Annotated in this window: 20 protein-coding genes; 16 read left to right on the forward strand and 4 right to left on the reverse strand. The window is 46.5% G+C overall.

Annotated features, from left to right (window positions below):
* The first annotated feature begins 50 nt into the window (after positions 1 to 50).
* The 5 genes from ACZGCQ_RS12920 to ACZGCQ_RS12940 all read left to right on the forward strand — a co-directional run bounded on the left by ACZGCQ_RS12920 (position 51) and on the right by ACZGCQ_RS12940 (position 6194).
* Positions 51 to 344 carry a rhodanese-like domain-containing protein gene (locus ACZGCQ_RS12920; RefSeq protein ID WP_481266515.1) on the forward strand — a complete coding sequence of 98 codons (294 nt, stop codon included), beginning with the start codon at positions 51 to 53 and terminating at the stop codon, positions 342 to 344.
* 22 nt (positions 345 to 366) lie between these two features.
* Entirely contained in the window at positions 367 to 1758 is a 1392-nt protein-coding gene (locus ACZGCQ_RS12925) for an MBL fold metallo-hydrolase (protein ID WP_481266516.1), read from the forward strand.
* Positions 1759 to 1919: 161 nt separating this feature from the next.
* The gene (locus ACZGCQ_RS12930) at positions 1920 to 3716 is read left to right on the forward strand and encodes a mechanosensitive ion channel (protein WP_075642705.1); all 1797 of its coding nucleotides are present in this window, start codon (positions 1920 to 1922) and stop codon (positions 3714 to 3716) included.
* 216 nt (positions 3717 to 3932) lie between these two features.
* A complete protein-coding gene (bcaP, locus tag ACZGCQ_RS12935) occupies positions 3933 to 5321 on the forward strand; it encodes a branched-chain amino acid transporter BcaP (RefSeq protein WP_481266517.1) in 1389 nt (462 codons plus the stop codon).
* Positions 5322 to 5414: 93 nt separating this feature from the next.
* The gene (locus ACZGCQ_RS12940; protein WP_481266518.1) at positions 5415 to 6194 is read left to right on the forward strand and encodes a GNAT family N-acetyltransferase; all 780 of its coding nucleotides are present in this window, start codon (positions 5415 to 5417) and stop codon (positions 6192 to 6194) included.
* A gap of 21 nt (positions 6195 to 6215) precedes the next feature.
* Here ACZGCQ_RS12940 and ACZGCQ_RS12945 read toward each other — a convergent pair whose 3' ends face one another.
* A complete protein-coding gene (locus ACZGCQ_RS12945) occupies positions 6216 to 6662 on the reverse strand; it encodes an NUDIX hydrolase (RefSeq protein ID WP_481266519.1) in 447 nt (148 codons plus the stop codon).
* Positions 6659 to 7753, reverse strand: a complete 1095-nt coding sequence (locus ACZGCQ_RS12950; protein ID WP_481266520.1) for a nitric oxide synthase oxygenase — start codon at positions 7751 to 7753, stop codon at positions 6659 to 6661. The genes ACZGCQ_RS12945 and ACZGCQ_RS12950 overlap by 4 nt, the downstream gene beginning before the upstream one ends.
* A gap of 187 nt (positions 7754 to 7940) precedes the next feature.
* Here ACZGCQ_RS12950 and ACZGCQ_RS12955 point away from each other — a divergent pair, with 187 nt between their 5' ends.
* Positions 7941 to 8798, forward strand: coding sequence for a YihY/virulence factor BrkB family protein (locus ACZGCQ_RS12955; protein ID WP_481266521.1), 858 nt, complete (start codon positions 7941 to 7943; stop codon positions 8796 to 8798).
* 52 nt (positions 8799 to 8850) lie between these two features.
* Here the strand turns inward: ACZGCQ_RS12955 and ACZGCQ_RS12960 are convergent, their stop codons facing one another.
* On the reverse strand, positions 8851 to 9699 hold the full coding sequence (locus ACZGCQ_RS12960; protein ID WP_481266522.1) for a sulfite exporter TauE/SafE family protein: 849 nt from the start codon (positions 9697 to 9699) through the stop codon (positions 8851 to 8853).
* Positions 9700 to 9814: 115 nt separating this feature from the next.
* On the opposite strand from ACZGCQ_RS12960, the gene ACZGCQ_RS12965 reads away from it, so the two are divergent.
* The 9 genes from ACZGCQ_RS12965 to ACZGCQ_RS13005 all read left to right on the forward strand — a co-directional run bounded on the left by ACZGCQ_RS12965 (position 9815) and on the right by ACZGCQ_RS13005 (position 15189).
* Positions 9815 to 10663: a LysR family transcriptional regulator gene (locus ACZGCQ_RS12965; RefSeq protein WP_069940243.1), complete on the forward strand. Its 849-nt coding sequence runs from the start codon at positions 9815 to 9817 to the stop codon at positions 10661 to 10663.
* Positions 10664 to 10808: 145 nt separating this feature from the next.
* Positions 10809 to 11072 carry a metal-sensitive transcriptional regulator gene (locus ACZGCQ_RS12970; RefSeq protein ID WP_023466936.1) on the forward strand — a complete coding sequence of 88 codons (264 nt, stop codon included), beginning with the start codon at positions 10809 to 10811 and terminating at the stop codon, positions 11070 to 11072.
* 57 nt (positions 11073 to 11129) lie between these two features.
* Complete coding sequence (locus tag ACZGCQ_RS12975; RefSeq protein ID WP_023466937.1) at positions 11130 to 11609, forward strand: DsrE/DsrF/DrsH-like family protein; 480 nt, start codon at positions 11130 to 11132, stop codon at positions 11607 to 11609.
* A 22-nt stretch (positions 11610 to 11631) separates the two neighbouring features.
* Positions 11632 to 11991 carry a rhodanese-like domain-containing protein gene (locus tag ACZGCQ_RS12980; RefSeq protein ID WP_481266523.1) on the forward strand — a complete coding sequence of 120 codons (360 nt, stop codon included), beginning with the start codon at positions 11632 to 11634 and terminating at the stop codon, positions 11989 to 11991.
* A 25-nt stretch (positions 11992 to 12016) separates the two neighbouring features.
* Positions 12017 to 12313: a rhodanese-like domain-containing protein gene (locus ACZGCQ_RS12985; RefSeq protein ID WP_023466941.1), complete on the forward strand. Its 297-nt coding sequence runs from the start codon at positions 12017 to 12019 to the stop codon at positions 12311 to 12313.
* A 28-nt stretch (positions 12314 to 12341) separates the two neighbouring features.
* On the forward strand, positions 12342 to 12917 hold the full coding sequence (locus ACZGCQ_RS12990) for a sulfurtransferase TusA family protein (RefSeq protein ID WP_214858751.1): 576 nt from the start codon (positions 12342 to 12344) through the stop codon (positions 12915 to 12917).
* Positions 12918 to 12952: 35 nt separating this feature from the next.
* Positions 12953 to 14089, forward strand: coding sequence for an MBL fold metallo-hydrolase (locus tag ACZGCQ_RS12995; protein ID WP_047391633.1), 1137 nt, complete (start codon positions 12953 to 12955; stop codon positions 14087 to 14089).
* Positions 14090 to 14132: 43 nt separating this feature from the next.
* The gene (locus ACZGCQ_RS13000; RefSeq protein WP_029343316.1) at positions 14133 to 14360 is read left to right on the forward strand and encodes a sulfurtransferase TusA family protein; all 228 of its coding nucleotides are present in this window, start codon (positions 14133 to 14135) and stop codon (positions 14358 to 14360) included.
* Positions 14361 to 14412: 52 nt separating this feature from the next.
* On the forward strand, positions 14413 to 15189 hold the full coding sequence (locus ACZGCQ_RS13005; protein WP_069940244.1) for a sulfite exporter TauE/SafE family protein: 777 nt from the start codon (positions 14413 to 14415) through the stop codon (positions 15187 to 15189).
* A gap of 64 nt (positions 15190 to 15253) precedes the next feature.
* Here ACZGCQ_RS13005 and ACZGCQ_RS13010 read toward each other — a convergent pair whose 3' ends face one another.
* Positions 15254 to 15640 carry a DUF302 domain-containing protein gene (locus ACZGCQ_RS13010; RefSeq protein ID WP_029343319.1) on the reverse strand — a complete coding sequence of 129 codons (387 nt, stop codon included), beginning with the start codon at positions 15638 to 15640 and terminating at the stop codon, positions 15254 to 15256.
* Between the two features lie 187 nt (positions 15641 to 15827).
* Between ACZGCQ_RS13010 and msrB the strand changes: the two genes are divergently transcribed.
* Complete coding sequence (msrB, locus tag ACZGCQ_RS13015) at positions 15828 to 16928, forward strand: peptide-methionine (R)-S-oxide reductase MsrB (RefSeq protein ID WP_481266524.1); 1101 nt, start codon at positions 15828 to 15830, stop codon at positions 16926 to 16928.
* The last annotated feature ends 74 nt before the right edge of the window (positions 16929 to 17002 follow it).

A 17002-nucleotide genomic window follows, 5' to 3' on the forward strand; every position in this document is an offset into this window, starting at 1 on the left:
TTGAATTCAACAACTTTACAGCCGCAAGGCATCTACTAGGAGGAATCTTGATGAAACAGATGACGACAGACCAATTACAGCAGACGTTAACCGAAAGTACGATCCAATTGATTGATGTTCGTGAAATCGATGAATACGAAAGCGGACATATCGCTGAAGCCAAAAACGTTCCATTGTCCGAGTTGACAGAACGAGCGGATGAACTCGACGCGTCACGTCCGGTCCATATCATCTGTCTATCTGGTGGTCGCAGCATGAATGCGGCGATGTACTTGGAGCAAGCAGGATTCGACGTGACGAATATCAGCGGCGGCATGATGAGCTACGAAGGAACAATCGTTTAATACACTAGAGGGGGTATACACAATGTTGTTACGATATTTTTATGATGAAAAATTAGCGCAGGCGTCATACATGGTCGGGTGTCAAATGACAGGAGAAGCGATCGTCATCGATCCTGCACGGAACATTACACCGTATCTAGAGGTGGCTAAAAAAGAAGGTCTCCGGATTACTGCTACAGCAGAAACGCACATTCATGCAGACTTCGTCTCGGGTACACAAGAGTTTGCAAAACGATACGACACGACGGCTTACCTGTCAGATGAAGGAGACGAAAACTGGAAATATCAATTTGTCTCGGATATTCACCATGAACTTGTCACAGATGGTGACCGATTCAAAGTCGGGAATGTGACGCTGGAAGTCATGCACACACCAGGGCATACGCCAGAACATATCTCCTTCTTATTATTCGACCGAAATCAACAAGTACCGATGGGCATCTTCACAGGCGATTTCGTTTTTGTTGGTGATATCGGTCGTCCTGATTTACTCGAAGAAGCAGCTGGTATCAAGGGAACGACAGCCATTGGAGCGAAGCAGATGTTTGCTTCGTTAAAACGTTTCAAGGAGCTACCTGATTTTGTCCAAGTTTGGCCGGGACATGGTGCCGGCAGCGCTTGCGGGAAAGCGCTCGGAGCTGTTCCGACATCGACGGTCGGCTATGAAAAAGCGACGAACTGGGCGTTGCAGATGGAAGACGAAGATGCATTCATTCGGGAACTAACGACGGATCAACCAGAACCACCGAACTATTTCGCGATGATGAAACGCGTCAATAAAGAAGGAATTGCTTTGACGACGGAGATTCCTGAACTCGTGACGAGCGAGGATCCGACAGCGTGGACGTCTTCGATACAGATCGTTGATACGCGAGATGGTCAGTCGTTCCGGGATGGACATCTTTCAGGTACGATCAATATTCCGTACGATGGTAAATTCGTTACTTGGGCTGGTTGGTTACTCGATTTTGACCATGACATCGCGATTCTGTCGACGCCGGAACAGCGTGAAGATATTCAACGGGATCTTCAATCAATTGGACTCGATCGGGTCACTTACTGGGCAGATCATCAAGCAGTACCAGCATCGATGCTAACGGAACGTTATGAGGACTGGACGGCAGAAGAAGCGCTAGTAGCTGCAGAGCGACAAGAAGTCTACGTCCTCGACGTCCGAAACAAAACAGAGTGGGACAGCCAACATTACGATCAAGCACGACGGATTCTCTTAGGAAAGCTAGTGGCTCGTCAGGAGGAATTACCGACCGATCGTCCACTTGCCGTTCACTGTGCATCTGGCGTTCGTTCCCGGATGGCGGTTAGTGTATTACAGTCACTCGGATTCAAGGATGTCATTAATATTGACGGTGGATATGCAGCGATGCGCACGGTTTTGAACCAACAAACATCATGATACGACGGACTGGGTGGCAGCATATGCCATCCAGTTTTTTGTATTGAAAACAAGAAACGCCACATTCTGGTACGAACACGGGTTTAATAAATCCTTTAGCTGGGGAAATTAAAGAAGTGTCAGAAATATATAATTTTATTTAGGTGAAGGAGTGTGGCAGGATGAATAACATTTGGAACGGAACGTCGTTGAACTTGAACGGCATTCTCGGATCACTCGGCAACTTGCTTGGAGCGATCATCATTTTCTTGATTGGATGGCTCATTGCCAAGCTGATCGCGAACGGGGTTCAAAAAGCGTTAGAGAAGTCTGGGGTCGTCAACAAGTTGTCACCTCAAAAAGAAGGTACACCACCAAAGAAGAAAAAGTGGACACCTGAAAAAATCATCGGGACCGTTGTCTTTTGGGTTCTCATGGTCTTCGTTCTCATCTTGGTCTTTAACATCCTTGATCTGAACATCATTGCTGGACCACTTGCGGATACGATGAGTACATTACTCGCGGCAATTCCGAACATCTTGAAAGCAGCCCTCATCCTTCTCTTGGCATACGTCATTGCGGTCGTTCTTCGCATGATCATCGTCAAAGCAGGAACGAAGCTGATGGCGAACGATAAAGTACGTTCGAACAAGATGCTTCAAGGTCAGACGGATCTTTCAGCTTATCCAAAAGTAGCAGGGGAGATCGTTTTCTACCTCGTCTTGCTTCTGTTCCTACCGGGTGTCCTCGGTGCGTTGAACATTGAGAGTGTCTCACAACCGTTCAGCCAATTGTTATCGTCATTCCTTGGATTCATTCCACGCTTGATTGCTGCGGCAGCCATCTTCTTCGTTGGTTTCCTCGTAGCGAAAATCGTCCGCGATATCGTGACGAATTTCCTTCATGCTGTTGGAACGGATAAATTTGCAGCTCGCTTCAACCTTGGGTCAACGGATCAAAAAGATGCGAAATCACTTTCGTCGATTCTTGGAACAGTCGTCTTCATTTTGATTCTGATTCCAATCACGATTTCAGCTCTTGATCAATTGAACATTAAAGGAATCACAGGACCAGCGATCAACATGTTGAACGATGTCCTCGGTATGATTCCAAACATCATCGTCGGTGTCGTTCTGATTCTTGTCGGTCTTTACGTCGGACGTTTCATCAAGAAATTCGTTACGGATCTCTTATCACGTCTTGGTTTCAACAACCTGACACGTCACTTGAAAATCGGTACGTGGGATGCAAACCAAGCTTCTACATCACCAGCTTCTATCGTTGGTGCACTCGTTGAGATCGTTATCGTCGTTCTCTTCGTCGTCGAAGCCTTCAACTTGATTGGTCTTGACTTCATGGTCGACCTCGGTCGTGCCGTCCTTGCATTCTTACCGAGCGTCTTGACAGCGATCATCATCCTCGCAATCGGGATCATCGTCAGCAACCTCGTCAAACGTACGATGGACAGCCTGTTCGGCAACTCTGAACTAAAAGTCCTCTCAAGCGTTGCGAAGTATGCGATTCTTGCACTTGCTGTCTTCATGGCACTCGATCAACTAGGTGTTGCGGATACGATCGTCAACTCAGCCTTCATCTTGATCCTTGGGGCACTTGCACTTGCATTCGGTCTTGCCTTTGGTCTTGGTGGACGTGATAATGCATCGCGTTACCTCGATCGTCTCCAAAAGAAAGCAGAGAATACGGAAGTCGACACATCGAACCTTCCAAGTAAGTCGGCATCGACTTCATCATCACCGAGCTTAAAAGATGCAGCAAAAGGTGCAGCTTCACAAGCAGCTGATGATGTCACACCAGATCGTGCACCACGTTCAGCTCGTTCATCTTCAACAGATGAGACGACACATGGTACACCAAAAGGTGCATTACCAGAAAATGATTTAGCACAACAAGATGATTACCCGATCGATCCAGACGATCATAAAGGTCCTAACCTCGATCATCCAAACGATCGCCCATAATGTAATGATAAAAACCTTTCCTTTGTTCTGAAGGAAAGGTTTTTTACGTTTATGCATCAAAGCGTTATTGCATTTTACAAAAGTGGTTTGACCACTTTGTGAAAAAATACAAAAAAAAAGACTTATCGAACCTGACATCGTTTGTTATGATTAGAAAGTCAATTCACTCAATGATTTGAATATTCAGAAAAAAGAGAAAAGTTCGGAGGATGAAACATGAGTTTGCTTCGCAAGAAAGATGTCAGTGTCATGATGGACATGAAACAACATTCAAAACTGGCACGACATTTATCAGGGTTTGATCTTATTTTACTTGGAATCGGTGCCATCATCGGAACCGGAATTTTCGTTCTGACAGGAACGGGCGCTCTTTACGCAGGACCTGCTTTACCGATCTCATTCATTATTTCTGCCGTTGTCTGTGCATTAGCAGCCCTCTGTTATGCCGAATTCTCGTCGATGATTCCTGTCTCAGGTAGTGTATATACATATACATACGCAACGATCGGGGAAGTCGTGGCTTGGATCATCGGCTGGTGTCTCATTTTAGAATACGGACTTGCTTCGAGTGCCGTTGCAACCGGCTGGTCAGGGTACTTCCAATCACTGTTGGCAGGTTTTGGTCTCCATTTACCGACAGCTTTAACGGCTGCTCCAGGTGCTGTACCAGGAAGCGAGACGTTCTTCAACTTACCAGCGTTCTTGATTCTGATGGTCATCACGCTCTTGCTTTCACTCGGTATTAAAGAAACAAAACGCGTCAACAATATCATGGTACTCGTCAAAGTCGCTGTCGTCGTCCTGTTCATCGTCGTCGGGATCTGGTACATCGAACCGGGCAACTACAAACCGTTTGCGCCATTCGGTATGAGTGGTGTCTTACAGGCTTCAGCAATTGCTTTCTTTGCTTACCTCGGATTTGATGCCGTCACATCAGCAGCAGAAGAAGTCAAAAATCCGGGACGTAACTTACCGGTTGGGATCTTAGGATCACTTGCGATCGTTACTGTTCTGTATGTCATCGTCTCTGCCATCATGGTCGGGATTGTTCCGTTTAAACAGTTTGAAGGCGTCGATAGTCCGGTATCTCTTGCCTTAAAAGTCGCAGGTCAAGACTGGGTCGCTGGATTCGTCGATTTGGGTGCTATCGTTGGTATGACGACGGTCATCCTCGTCATGACATTTGGTCTCGTCCGTCTCTTATTCGCGATGAGCCGTGACGGATTATTACCGAAAGTCTTCTCAGACGTCAATGAAAAGTCACACACACCAGTCAAAGCAACGTGGATTCTCGGAACGACTGCTGGTTTAATCGCTGGATTCGTGCCGCTTGGTACACTTGCTGAATTGATCAACATTGGAACACTGGCAGCCTTCTCGCTCATCTCGATCGCGGTCATCGTCCTACGTCGGACGCGTCCTGATTTGAAGCGCGCCTTTAAGGTTCCGTTCGTCCCAGTCTTACCAATCTTGTCAGTCCTTGCTTGTATCATGCTCATGTTCAACTTACAACCATTCACGTGGATTGCCTTCTTTATCTGGACAGCCATTGGATTACTGTTGTACTTCGGATATGGACGTAAGCGTTCGAAACTTCATCAATGAATCGACTAACACCCTTGGTGACAAGGGTGTTTTTGTATGCAGGAAATTAGGCGAACGAAAGCGAAACAGCTCAGTGGAAAAGGAGGTTTTTCGATGATTCATATTCAACGCGCACCTGACGTAAAGACAGCTTACAAAGCGATGCAGGATGGATTCCAAGATTATCTGATTCCACTGCACTTATCGGAAGCAGAATTCCAAGAGCGCATCATCGAACGAGATGGGAATCAATTGGAGCATTCATTCGTTGCCTATCATGGAGAAAAACCGGTTGGTCTTTGGCTGAACGGTTGGAAGGAAATCGAGGGTCAACGCATCATGCGGTGTGGAGGACTGGGGATTTCACCGCAGTATCGACGACTAGGGATCGCTAAAGCCTTGTATCAAGCACAACTGAGTCATGCTAAAGAAATCGGAATGGATGGTCTGATGCTTGAAGTCATTCAAGGGAACGATCCGGCAATTCGCTTGTATGAATCGCTTGATTACAAGATCGTTGGAGAAATCGGTTATTTTCATTTAACGGATGAGCGCCAAGAAGCCGCTCTGCCGACAATCGAAGAAGTGGAGTTTTTAAAACAATACCATGGACAAGGGGAATACATCTGGCAGCAAGATCCTCATGTCATGCAGCAATTACAAACGGATTATTATCAATTAGAAGAAAGTGTAGTGGCAATAGCCGGATCATCACTCTTGTCAGTCGTCGGTCCCGTAGAACAAAAAGCAAGACATGCGACAGAAATCGTCCGTCGTTTACCAGGCACGACCTATCATTATCAATCAACAGATGTGCAGGTGTGGGAAGCATTACGTTCTGAAGGATGGACTCAGCGGGGTTTGAAACAATACATCATGCGTCAGTCGCTATAAACAAAAACCGCTGCTATTCATTTAGCGGCGTTTTTTGTAGTCTTCAATCATTCGAGCGTGAGAACCCACTAAGTGATCCGGTAAGTCGTCGAGCGGAACGAACTGGAGCTTGATACTTTCATCACTTTGTTTTAACATTCCAATCGGATGTTCACCGATGTAGGCGAGGGTGACGCTTTGAAAGACGTCTCCGTTCGCTAACGTCGTCACGTATTGCGGACCGGAGTAGACATCGAGTAACGTTAATCGTTCCACTTGTAAGCCGGTTTCTTCTTCGAGTTCCCGACGAGCGGTCTCTTCCGGTGATTCCGCCCATTCCATCAATCCTCCGGGCAAACCGAAGCGGGCTTGGGCTTCGTTGCGTTGTTCGAGCAAAATGTGCTCGTTCTGAACGACGAGGACGACGGAACCGACGAGAATGACTGGGTCATGACCGATTTTTTGACGTAACTGTTCGACATAATTCATTTCAAGGCTCCTTGGTGAAACGGACAGCCGGTCACAGGTGCCGTCTGTGTAGATTTTGGAAAGAAGTTCGGTCGTTTGATCTCCGGATCATAGTCCTTATGGAACATATGCGTCGTTGCCCCACTCATCGGAGGCACGAGCCAGGACCATTCCCCTGTGACATCGCGACCGCATGATGCTTCGTTTTTTTCAAAACGAGCGAATTGTTTCGCAGCCGTATGGTGATCGACGATCGTAACACCGGCACGTTCAAACGATTCGAGTACGGCAACGTTCAATTCGACGAGCGCCCGGTCTTTCCAGAGCGAACGTTCACGCGAGGTGTTCAGACCGAGTTGAGTCGCGACGAGCGGCAAGAGATCGTAACGATCCGTATCAGCGAGGTTACGAGCACCAATCTCCGTTCCCATATACCATCCGTTGAACGGGGCACACGGATAGACGATGCCACCGATCTCGAGCTGCATATCGGCAATCATCGGTACGGCGTACCAGCGGACTTCGCGACCACCAAACAAATCATAGTCAGGATGCGTGATGGTGACTTCAAGCACGAGCTCGTCAGGAATCGGATGCAGGCTGACTTGTCCATCGAGTTCGATCAACAGGGGCAGGATATCAAACGGTGTATGCGCTCCGGTCCAACCAAGTGCTTCACATTGGCGCGTCAGGTCGATGGAAGCCGGATCGCCGATGACTCCTGTTGCTGTCTCATAACCTGCATAACGAATCAGTTGGTGATTATGAAGCCGGACACGTGCCGGATGGAAAATCGTGATCGTCGAGCGAATCCGTCCTTCGTTCGTCGCGAACCGGATATGCTCAAATAACGCGTCACGGACCGCTTCGACGGTCAACGCATCCCGTGCGTCAAAGACATGGAGTTGTTCCCAAAAGAGACGTCCGACACATCGGTTACTATTGCGCCAAGCAAGCTTGGCACCGAACGCCAGCTCGGAAGTCGTTTGCTCGTATGTTCCCGTCTTCTCGATGGAACGAATGACTTCTTGCTGACGTCCGGACATTTCAGGGTATTGTTCTATATAAGAAGTAAAGAAGCGTTCTGCTTCGGATTGAATGAGTGGGTACACGAATCGAAATCCTTTCTGAAAAACAAGCACGATACATTCTCTGTTCTTAGTGTACCTCGCGAGGAAACGAAGCGCCAAACTTGAATGATGTATAAGGTTGTTATAAGTTCAAAAGACTTCCAAAAGTTTAAAGGAAGTACGAAATGGGGGATAGTGTAGAGAATTAGTTGAAAGTGAGGAAATATGTATGTCTTTAATCAAACCTGTATTTGCCCGTTTTTTTGGTGAAGCCTTTTTTGATAAATCGGCTCAGCTTGCCTATTATCTGATGTTGTCCTTATTCCCGTTCTTATTATTTGTAGTTGGCATCGTCTCGTTCTTACCGTTTACGTCGGATAACGTGCTGGATTTAATTCGACCGTTCGCTCCGGCGGAAACGTACGACTTGATTCAGCGGAACGTCGTTGGAATCTTTGATCAAGGCGGCTTTAAACTTGCCTCGATCAGTTTCCTCGCCGCCTTTTGGCTCGCTTCGATGTCGGTCCAGTCACTTGTCCGTTCGCTGAACGATGCGCTCGAAGTGACACGAAAAGCACCGTTCTGGCGCGGACTCTTGCAAGACTTCGCCTTTACGATCGGGATGATGATCATTCTTCCGATTTCGTTGATCGTTCCGATTTCAGAGAAGTTAACACGTCGTTTCATCAACCACTTTACAATCGTCGCTGATTTCGTGACGAACTATTCGTGGATTTGGTTCTTATTCCGCTGGGGACTCGGGACATTGTTCTTACTTGTCTTTTTCATCTTATTGTATCGGATCTTACCGAGTGTCCGACTGACCGTTCGTCAGGTACTCCCAGGGGCGATCTTCGCAACGATCGCTTGGCAGGTCGTCTCGGAATTTTTCTCCTATTACGCTGAATTCGGGAGTTACGATCGTCTTTATGGTCAGCTTGCCGGAATCATCGTCTTGATGACATGGTTCTATTTATCTGCTGTCGTTTTAATGTTAGGGGGACTGATGAATGCGGAACGCATGCGTCAGAAAAAAGAGGCAAAAATCATGAAACCGCAAAAAATCAAAGAAGAAAGCGTGCGTTAATCAACGAGCACGCATAAAAGCAGCTGACACATATCGTCAGCTGCTTTTTCATTTAGGCCGTTTTAAGAATCCGGTAACCGAAGACGCTCAACAGGCTGAGTGTGAATAGAGCGAGTAAGATGAGTGACAGATAAGGAAGACCGAACACTTTGACGATGACGCTTAAGGCGACGACACCATAAAAGATTCCTAACGTCTTTTGAACGAACGGTTCATTGAAGCGATGCAAGAGTGAAGCGCCGAGTGGTGAGCCGATGAACGCACCGATGATTAAGGCGATCCCGAGTGATAACGGAGCGCTGGTTCCGGAAGCAACATAACTCGTCACTCCTCCAAGAACGATCAATGTCGCAGAGGCAATGCTCGTTCCGATTGCTTGTTTGAGCGGAAAACGAACCCACCCGAGCAAGAGCGGCGTCAACAAGAATCCACCGCTGACCCCCATCAATGAAGAGAGGACTCCGGCAGCAAGTCCGATGACAGCGAGCTTTACGATTGAAGCATCATGGACCGGAAAAGACGGACGTTTCTTTGAACGGGGACGAAGAAATTGAATCGAAAAACCAATTAGTAAGACGATGTAGAGACTCGATAAGACGACATCGGCCCCAGCATGACGCTCGAGCCAAAAGACGACTGGTGTGATCAACGCCGAACCGATGATCCCGGACAGACCAATGATCCCGGCATCGCGAAAACGGAAAGTTTTTAATCGAAGATGTGATAGTGTACCGGTCACGGTCGATCCGAGTGTCAGCAACAGACTGAGGACGATCGCGGTGCTGGCTTCATAGCCGAGAATCAATAAAAGTGGGGTAAGAATGATGCCGCCACCGATTCCGAAAAAGCCGGAGAGAATACCGATGGTTGCTCCTAATAACATAAATGAGATATACATCATGAAACAGTCCTTCTTTCTAATACGTGATACCTTGAGTATGAAAGAGGAATACAAGATTATAAAAATGAATTAATTATATATAAATGATTATGAAATGTAATGAGGAGGGGTATTGTTGAAATTAACTGAACTGAGAACGTTCGTCACACTCGTTGAAACACGTCACTTTACGAAAACAGCGGAGCAGTTATTTCTGTCGCAACCGACGATCAGTGTTCACGTGAAACGACTAGAGGAAGATGTCGGACATTCGTTATTAATACGTGATTCATTCGCAATAGGGGTCGAGGTATCGGAAATGGGGTGGATCGTCTATCGCCACGCAAAAGAAATTCTATTCCAACTCGAACAGATGCAGTCACAGTTAGATGAATCGGAAGGGGTTTTCCAAGGGACGTTACGGATCGGAGCAACCCATACGATCCACGAGATATTGCTTGATGATATGATCCATCTGTTTTCAAGAGCTCATCCTAAGGTATCACTAGATATCCAGCTGATGAATCATGATCAAGTGGCAACAGCTTTACGACATCGTGAGATTGATCTCGGTATGATTGAAGGAGAACTGACACTTGATGGAATGAGACAAATCGTCTTTGCGAAAGATCAACTGCATATCATTGGAGCGACACATCTTGCACTCGAAGACGCGACGTGGATCGTCCGGGAAGAAGGATCCGCTTCTCGCTATGCACTTCATCGTTGGCTTGATGCGTCGTCGATCGTTCCCACTCGAACGATTACAGTAGATGCGAATTATTTAGCGCGACAACTTGTTTTGAATGGGAGTGGTATTGCAGCGCTGTCAGAACGACTTGTCACGTCTTTCCCGTCTGAATCTTTTACAATTCATGCGAAAGGGATCTCCAACCGGACGTTTCGTTATCTGTTACCAGAGAAGATGCCAACTCGACTAGCCGAGCGTTGGATCGATTTTTTAGAAGCGAATTGGAAAGGCTGACTACAAAAAGATTTTCGGACTCACTGAACATAGTGATGAATCCAGAAATCTTTTTCGTTGACTTATACCCCCTTAGGTATTATTGTATGAAATGTACCAACGAGGTATGACCCATGTCACATTTGAAAAAGGAGATGGACTTCATATGGAAAACGGTTATGAAGATCGCATCATTCATCGGATGAATCGGATTGAAGGACAAATCCACGGAATCGTTCGAATGATGAAAGAAGAGGCGTCCTGTAAGGATGTCGTCACACAACTGAGCGCTACACGTAGTGCGATTGATCGCGTCATCGGTCTCGTCGTCAGTGAAAACTTGATTGACTGTGTCCGTCAGGATGATGCGACGGAAAATCATGAACAAGCCGTTGCAGAGGCTGTTCAACTCTTAATGAAAAGCAGATAGAATTTTTTTTACGAATTAATATACCCCTTAGGGTAAAAACTTGGAGGAATTACGTTCATGTCAGATACAAAAAAAACAACCATCGTTTTATTTAGTGGAGAGTACGACAAAGTCATGGCAGCTTATATCATTGCCAACGGTGCAGCCGCATACGATCACGAAGTCACGATTTTTCATACCTTCTGGGGTTTGAATGCGATGCGTAAGGATGAACCGATCCAGCCGGATAAAACATTCCTTGAGAAGATGTTCGGTAAGTTCATGCCACGCGGTGCTGATAAGATGCCACTCTCGAAAATGAACTTCGGTGGTGCAGGTCAAAAAATGATTAAAAACGTCATGAAGAAGCACAATGCGATGCCACTTCCAGACTTAATCGAATTAGCGAAAGAACAGGATGTCAAACTCGTCGCCTGTACGATGACGATGGATTTACTCGGTTTGAAACAGGAAGAATTACACGACGGGATTGAGTATGCAGGTGTTGCCGCCTACCTCGCCGATGCGGAGAACGGAAACGTCAATCTATTCATCTAATGATCTGAAGGAGGAATGACGCATGGATGTACTATCGATTATCTTGTTGCTCGTCGTCGGCTATCTCGCTTATAAGATGTTCGCCCCAACAAAAGGCGTCAAGCAAGTGTCGACCACGGAACTGAAGCCGTTACTAAACGACCGCAAACGATTTTATCTCGATGTTCGGACACCGGCAGAATTCAAAGGCAATCACATCAAAGGATTTAAGAACATTCCGTTACAAACGCTAAACAGTCAACTGAATCAAATCCCGAAAGACAAAGAAGTGCTCGTCATCTGTCAAAGCGGGATGCGAAGCAAACAAGCCGTCAAAGTACTAAAAAAAGCCGGTTATCCGAATGTCACGGAAGTCCGTGGCGGAATGAATGCCTGGCGCTGAATCGAATCAAGAGGAGGAATTCAATATGAAACGCATGACAGCAACAGAAGTACAGGAAAAAATCGAACGTGGTGAACAACTGAACGTCATTGATGTCCGGGAAGTCGATGAAGTCAAAGAAGGAATGATTCCGGGAGCGATCCATATTCCACTCGGATTGATTGAATTCAAGATGAACGAACTCGACAAGAAAAAAGAGTATGTCATGGTATGCCGTTCTGGTGCGCGCAGTGGTCGCGCAACGACATATCTCGAAGGACAAGGATATGACGTGACGAACATGGATGGCGGCATGATGTCGTACGAAGGCGAAACGAAATAATACCCCACACCGTAAAGGAGCGAATTGTATGACTATGATTAAATCAGATATCGTATTGGACGCCAAAGGTCTCGCTTGTCCGATGCCGATCGTTCGGACGAAAAAAACGATCAAGACGTTAGAACCAGGACAAGTCATCGAAGTCCAGGCGACGGATAAAGGATCAACTGCAGATCTCCGTGCCTGGGCAAACAGCACCGGCAATCATTATTTAGGCACGATTGAAGAAGGCGAAGTACTCCGTCATTACGTTCGGAAATCAACAGGTGATGTCACGGAACCAGCAGCATTCGCTCAAACCGTCGATAACGCAACAGTCGAAGCAGCACGTCAAGACGACTCGATCACGGTACTTGATGTTCGTGAACAAGCAGAATATGCCTTCGCCCATGTACCGGGAGCCATCAATATTCCGTTAGGCGAACTGGAGACACGCCATGCAGAACTGGATTCAAATCAGACGATTTATGTCATCTGCCGGACAGGTAGCCGAAGTGACATGGCATGCCGACAACTCAGTGACAAGGGGTACACGGTCCACAATGTCGTACCGGGTATGCAGGAATGGGCGTCTGAGACGACGACACTCGTTTCAGCGAAATAATACAACAGCGTAAAGTAGAGGAGGAACGAGTAGATATGGCACAAGCAATGACAGCCGCACAAGTTACAAAAAAAATCATTGGACGTGAGTCTCTGTTCATCTTAGATGTCCGGAATGAGGATGCGTTTCAAGATTGGAAAATCGAAGGAGAGAACTTCAAGTACCTCAACATTCCGTATTTTGAATTGTTGGATGGTGTCGAGGAGATTCTCGATCAGCTTCCGACGGATCAGGATGTTCTCGTCGTTTGCGCAAAAGAAGGTTCATCGATTTTCGTCGCCGATATGCTAGAAGAAGCAGGACGAGACGTATCGTATCTGTCAGGCGGCATGAAAGCATGGAGTGAACATCTAGAACCGATTTCACTCGGAACGCTGAACGAAACAGGAACTGATCAAGGCGAAGTCGTTCAGTTCGTTCGAATCGGTAAAGGGTGTCTCTCGTATATGGTCATCTCGGAAGGAGAGGCCGTGCTCATAGATGCGACACGAATGACGGATGTGTATTTGGATTATGCCGCATCACGCAATGTCACGATTAAGCATGTGTTTGATACACATCTTCATGCGGATCATATTTCTGGAGGACGCGACATCGCCGAAAAAACAGGCGCGACATACTGGTTGCCGCCAAAAGATGCGACGGATGTCACATTCGATTATGCACCACTTGAAGACGGTAGTACGGTTCAAGTGGGGGATACAGCGATTGAAGTACGCGCTCTTTATTCCCCGGGACATACGATTGGATCGACTTCATTCATCGTCGATCAGCGTTATTTATTAACGGGCGATATCCTGTTCATCGATTCGATTGGTCGTCCGGATTTAGCCGGTCTCGCGGAAGACTGGGTCGGCGACTTACGTGATTCGCTCTACAACACGTATCGTGATCTTTCACCGGAATTAATAGTCTTACCAGCACATTTCATGATCATTGAAGAATTGAACGCGGATGGTAGTGTAGCGGAGAAATTAAGCATCTTGCTTGCGAACAACCATGGTCTCAACATTGATGATGAAGCAACATTCCGGAAAATGGTCACAGAGAACTTGCCGCCACAACCGAACGCGTATCAAGATATCCGTGAAACGAACATGGGGAAACAGACACCCGATCTTGAGACACAACGGGAAATGGAAGTCGGACCGAACCGCTGTGCGGTACGCTAAACCGAATCGTAACAAACATTAAATCATTCAGGAGGAATACAACATGAAATCAGAACTCGTACTCGACGCAAAAGGACTTGCTTGTCCGATGCCAATCGTAAAAACAAAAAAAGCCATCGCAGGACTCGAATCAGGTCAAATCCTTGAAGTCCATGCAACAGATAAAGGGGCAAAAAACGATCTTCAGGCTTGGGCGACATCAGGTGGTCATGAACTCGTCAAACATGAAGAAGAAGCAAGCGTCCTAAAATTCTGGATTCAAAAAGGTTAATTTCGAAAAGAGAGCAGATTGATGGCTCTCTTTTTTTAAGGAGTGATAAACGATGGAATTCGGTTTTATCGTGACGATTTTCTTAATCGGATTTGTCGGATCCTACATTTCAGGAATGTTAGGAATTGGCGGCTCAATCATTAAATATCCGATGTTATTGTATATCCCGCCGCTACTCGGTTTTGCAGCATTTTCTGCCCATGAGGTTGCGGGAATCAGTGCGATTCAAGTCTTTTTTGCGACGATTGGTGGCGTCTGGGCTTACCGAAAAGGCGGTTATTTGAATAAATCATTGATCGTTTACATGGGGGGATCGATTTTAATCGGTAGCTTCATCGGTGCGTATGGTTCAAATATCCTGGCTGAAGACACGATCAACATCGTCTATGGTGTTCTCGCGTTAACGGCAGCGGTCATGATGTTCGTTCCGAAAAAAGGGATCGACGACATTCCGCTCGATCAAGTCCAGTTCAACAAAACGATTGCGGCAGTATCGGCATTCATCGTGGGTGTCGGAGCCGGAATCGTCGGGGCAGCAGGTGCCTTTTTACTCGTCCCGATTATGCTCGTCCTCTTGAAAATCCCGACACGGATGACGATTGCTTCATCGCTTGCGATTACGTTCATTTCGTCGATCGGCGCAACGGTCGGTAAAATCACGACAGGGCAAGTCGACTGGGGTCCTGCGGCAATCATGGTCGTTGCCAGTCTGATTGCAGCACCGCTTGGCGCAATCGCCGGGAAGAAGATGAACACGAAGATTCTCCAAGTCATTCTCGCTGTTCTGATTTTAGCGACAGCGGTGAAGATTTGGATCGACATCTTGTAAACAAAAGAACGCTCTACTTGTACGATGTTTCCTTTATGAAACAATGTACGGGTAGAGCGTTTTCTTATTGTGCAGCTTGATCGATCACGTGTCGTAACGTGTGTTCGACTTCTTCTGCGACCGTCTTTAGTTCGGCTTCATCTGCTAAGTCCATCAAGGCAGTTGGTTTTGGCATACCGATTTTCGTTTGCCCGTTCTCGGTATAGACGACGATTTTACATGGAAGAAAGTAACCAGCCCGCAAGTCATGGGACACGACGCGGTGTGCTTCTTTTGGTTGGCATACTTCTAAAATATGATAGCTTTCATCAAAAGAGAGCTCTTTTTCTTCGAATTTGTTGGCTAAATCAAACTCCCATAAGACACCGAACGATGCCTCTGAGAGAGCTTGCTTCAGTTGAGTCATGACCTGATCCAGATTGTGATGCGATGTCACAGTGTAATCAAACATAAATACCCCTCCTGGTGTTTTTGAGATATATGGTCTATTCCCTAATCACACTTCTTTAATCTGGATGATCCGATGTGCTCTGTTTGAGCACATGCTACGACAAGACGGCAGTAGCGCGTTACAGTTAAATAAAAGAACATCCAATCGACGTCACGTGACGTAAGCTAAATAAAGGAGGCGAAGGGAGATGAAGAAACGAATGTGGACGATTGTATCAGTCATCGGTCTCATCGTCATCATGGTCGGGGGATACTTCGTGTTCCAGCAACAACAGGCAAAATCAAGTGGTAGTAAGGAATTGAGTTATCAACCGGAAGAGACGGCGATTTTAGCTGGCGGATGCTTCTGGTGTATGGAGCCACCGTTCGAAGAGTTAAAAGGAGTCAAATCCGTCATTTCTGGTTACACGGGCGGCGATGTTGAGAATCCGACGTATAACCAAGTGTCGGCGGAGACGACAGGGCATCGGGAAGCGGTATTGATCACGTTTGATCCGAACGTCATCTCGTACAAGCAATTGTTAGACGTCTACTGGCGTCAGATTGATCCGACGGATGCGAACGGTCAGTTCGTCGATCAAGGGGAATCCTACACGACAGCGATTTTCTATACGAATGAGAAACAAAAAGAAATCGCAACGCAATCGAAACAAGATTTAGAGAAACAACAAGTCTTCGATGATAAAATCGTCACACCGTTGATTGCGGCAGGTCCTTTTTATGAAGCAGAAGCATATCATCAAGACTACTATTTGAAGAGTGAGAAGAAATATAAGTTTTATCGGGCGGCTTCCGGTCGGGATGAGTTCATCAACCGTTACTGGAACGATCAACCCAAACTTGATCTTCCAACCTATCCAAAATTATCAGATGCAGAAATCAAAAAGAAATTAACCGCCATCCAGTACAAGGTGACACAAGAAGATGGGACGGAGCCCGCGTTTGATAATCCGTATCATGATTTGAAAGCAGACGGGATCTATGTCGATCTGATTTCTGGAGAACCACTATTTTCATCAAACGATAAATATGACTCGAAGACAGGATGGCCGAGTTTCACGAAACCACTCGAGCCGGGGAATATCATTGAGAAAAGTGATTTTTCAATCGGCATGAAACGAATGGAAGTCCGGAGCCGACATGGGAATGCGCATCTCGGACACGTCTTCTCGGATGGACCAAAACCGACCGGGTTGCGGTATTGTATGAACTCAGCTGCCTTACGTTTCATTCCGAAAGAGGACTTGAAACAAGAAGGATACGGTGAATATGTAGCAGATTTTAAATAATCATTAAAAGGCATCCAATGCGTATGAGCATAGGATGCCTTTCCTTTCAAAATTGTAAGATACATCCATAAAAT

Source organism: Exiguobacterium sp. HSB13 (genome assembly GCF_056764755.1).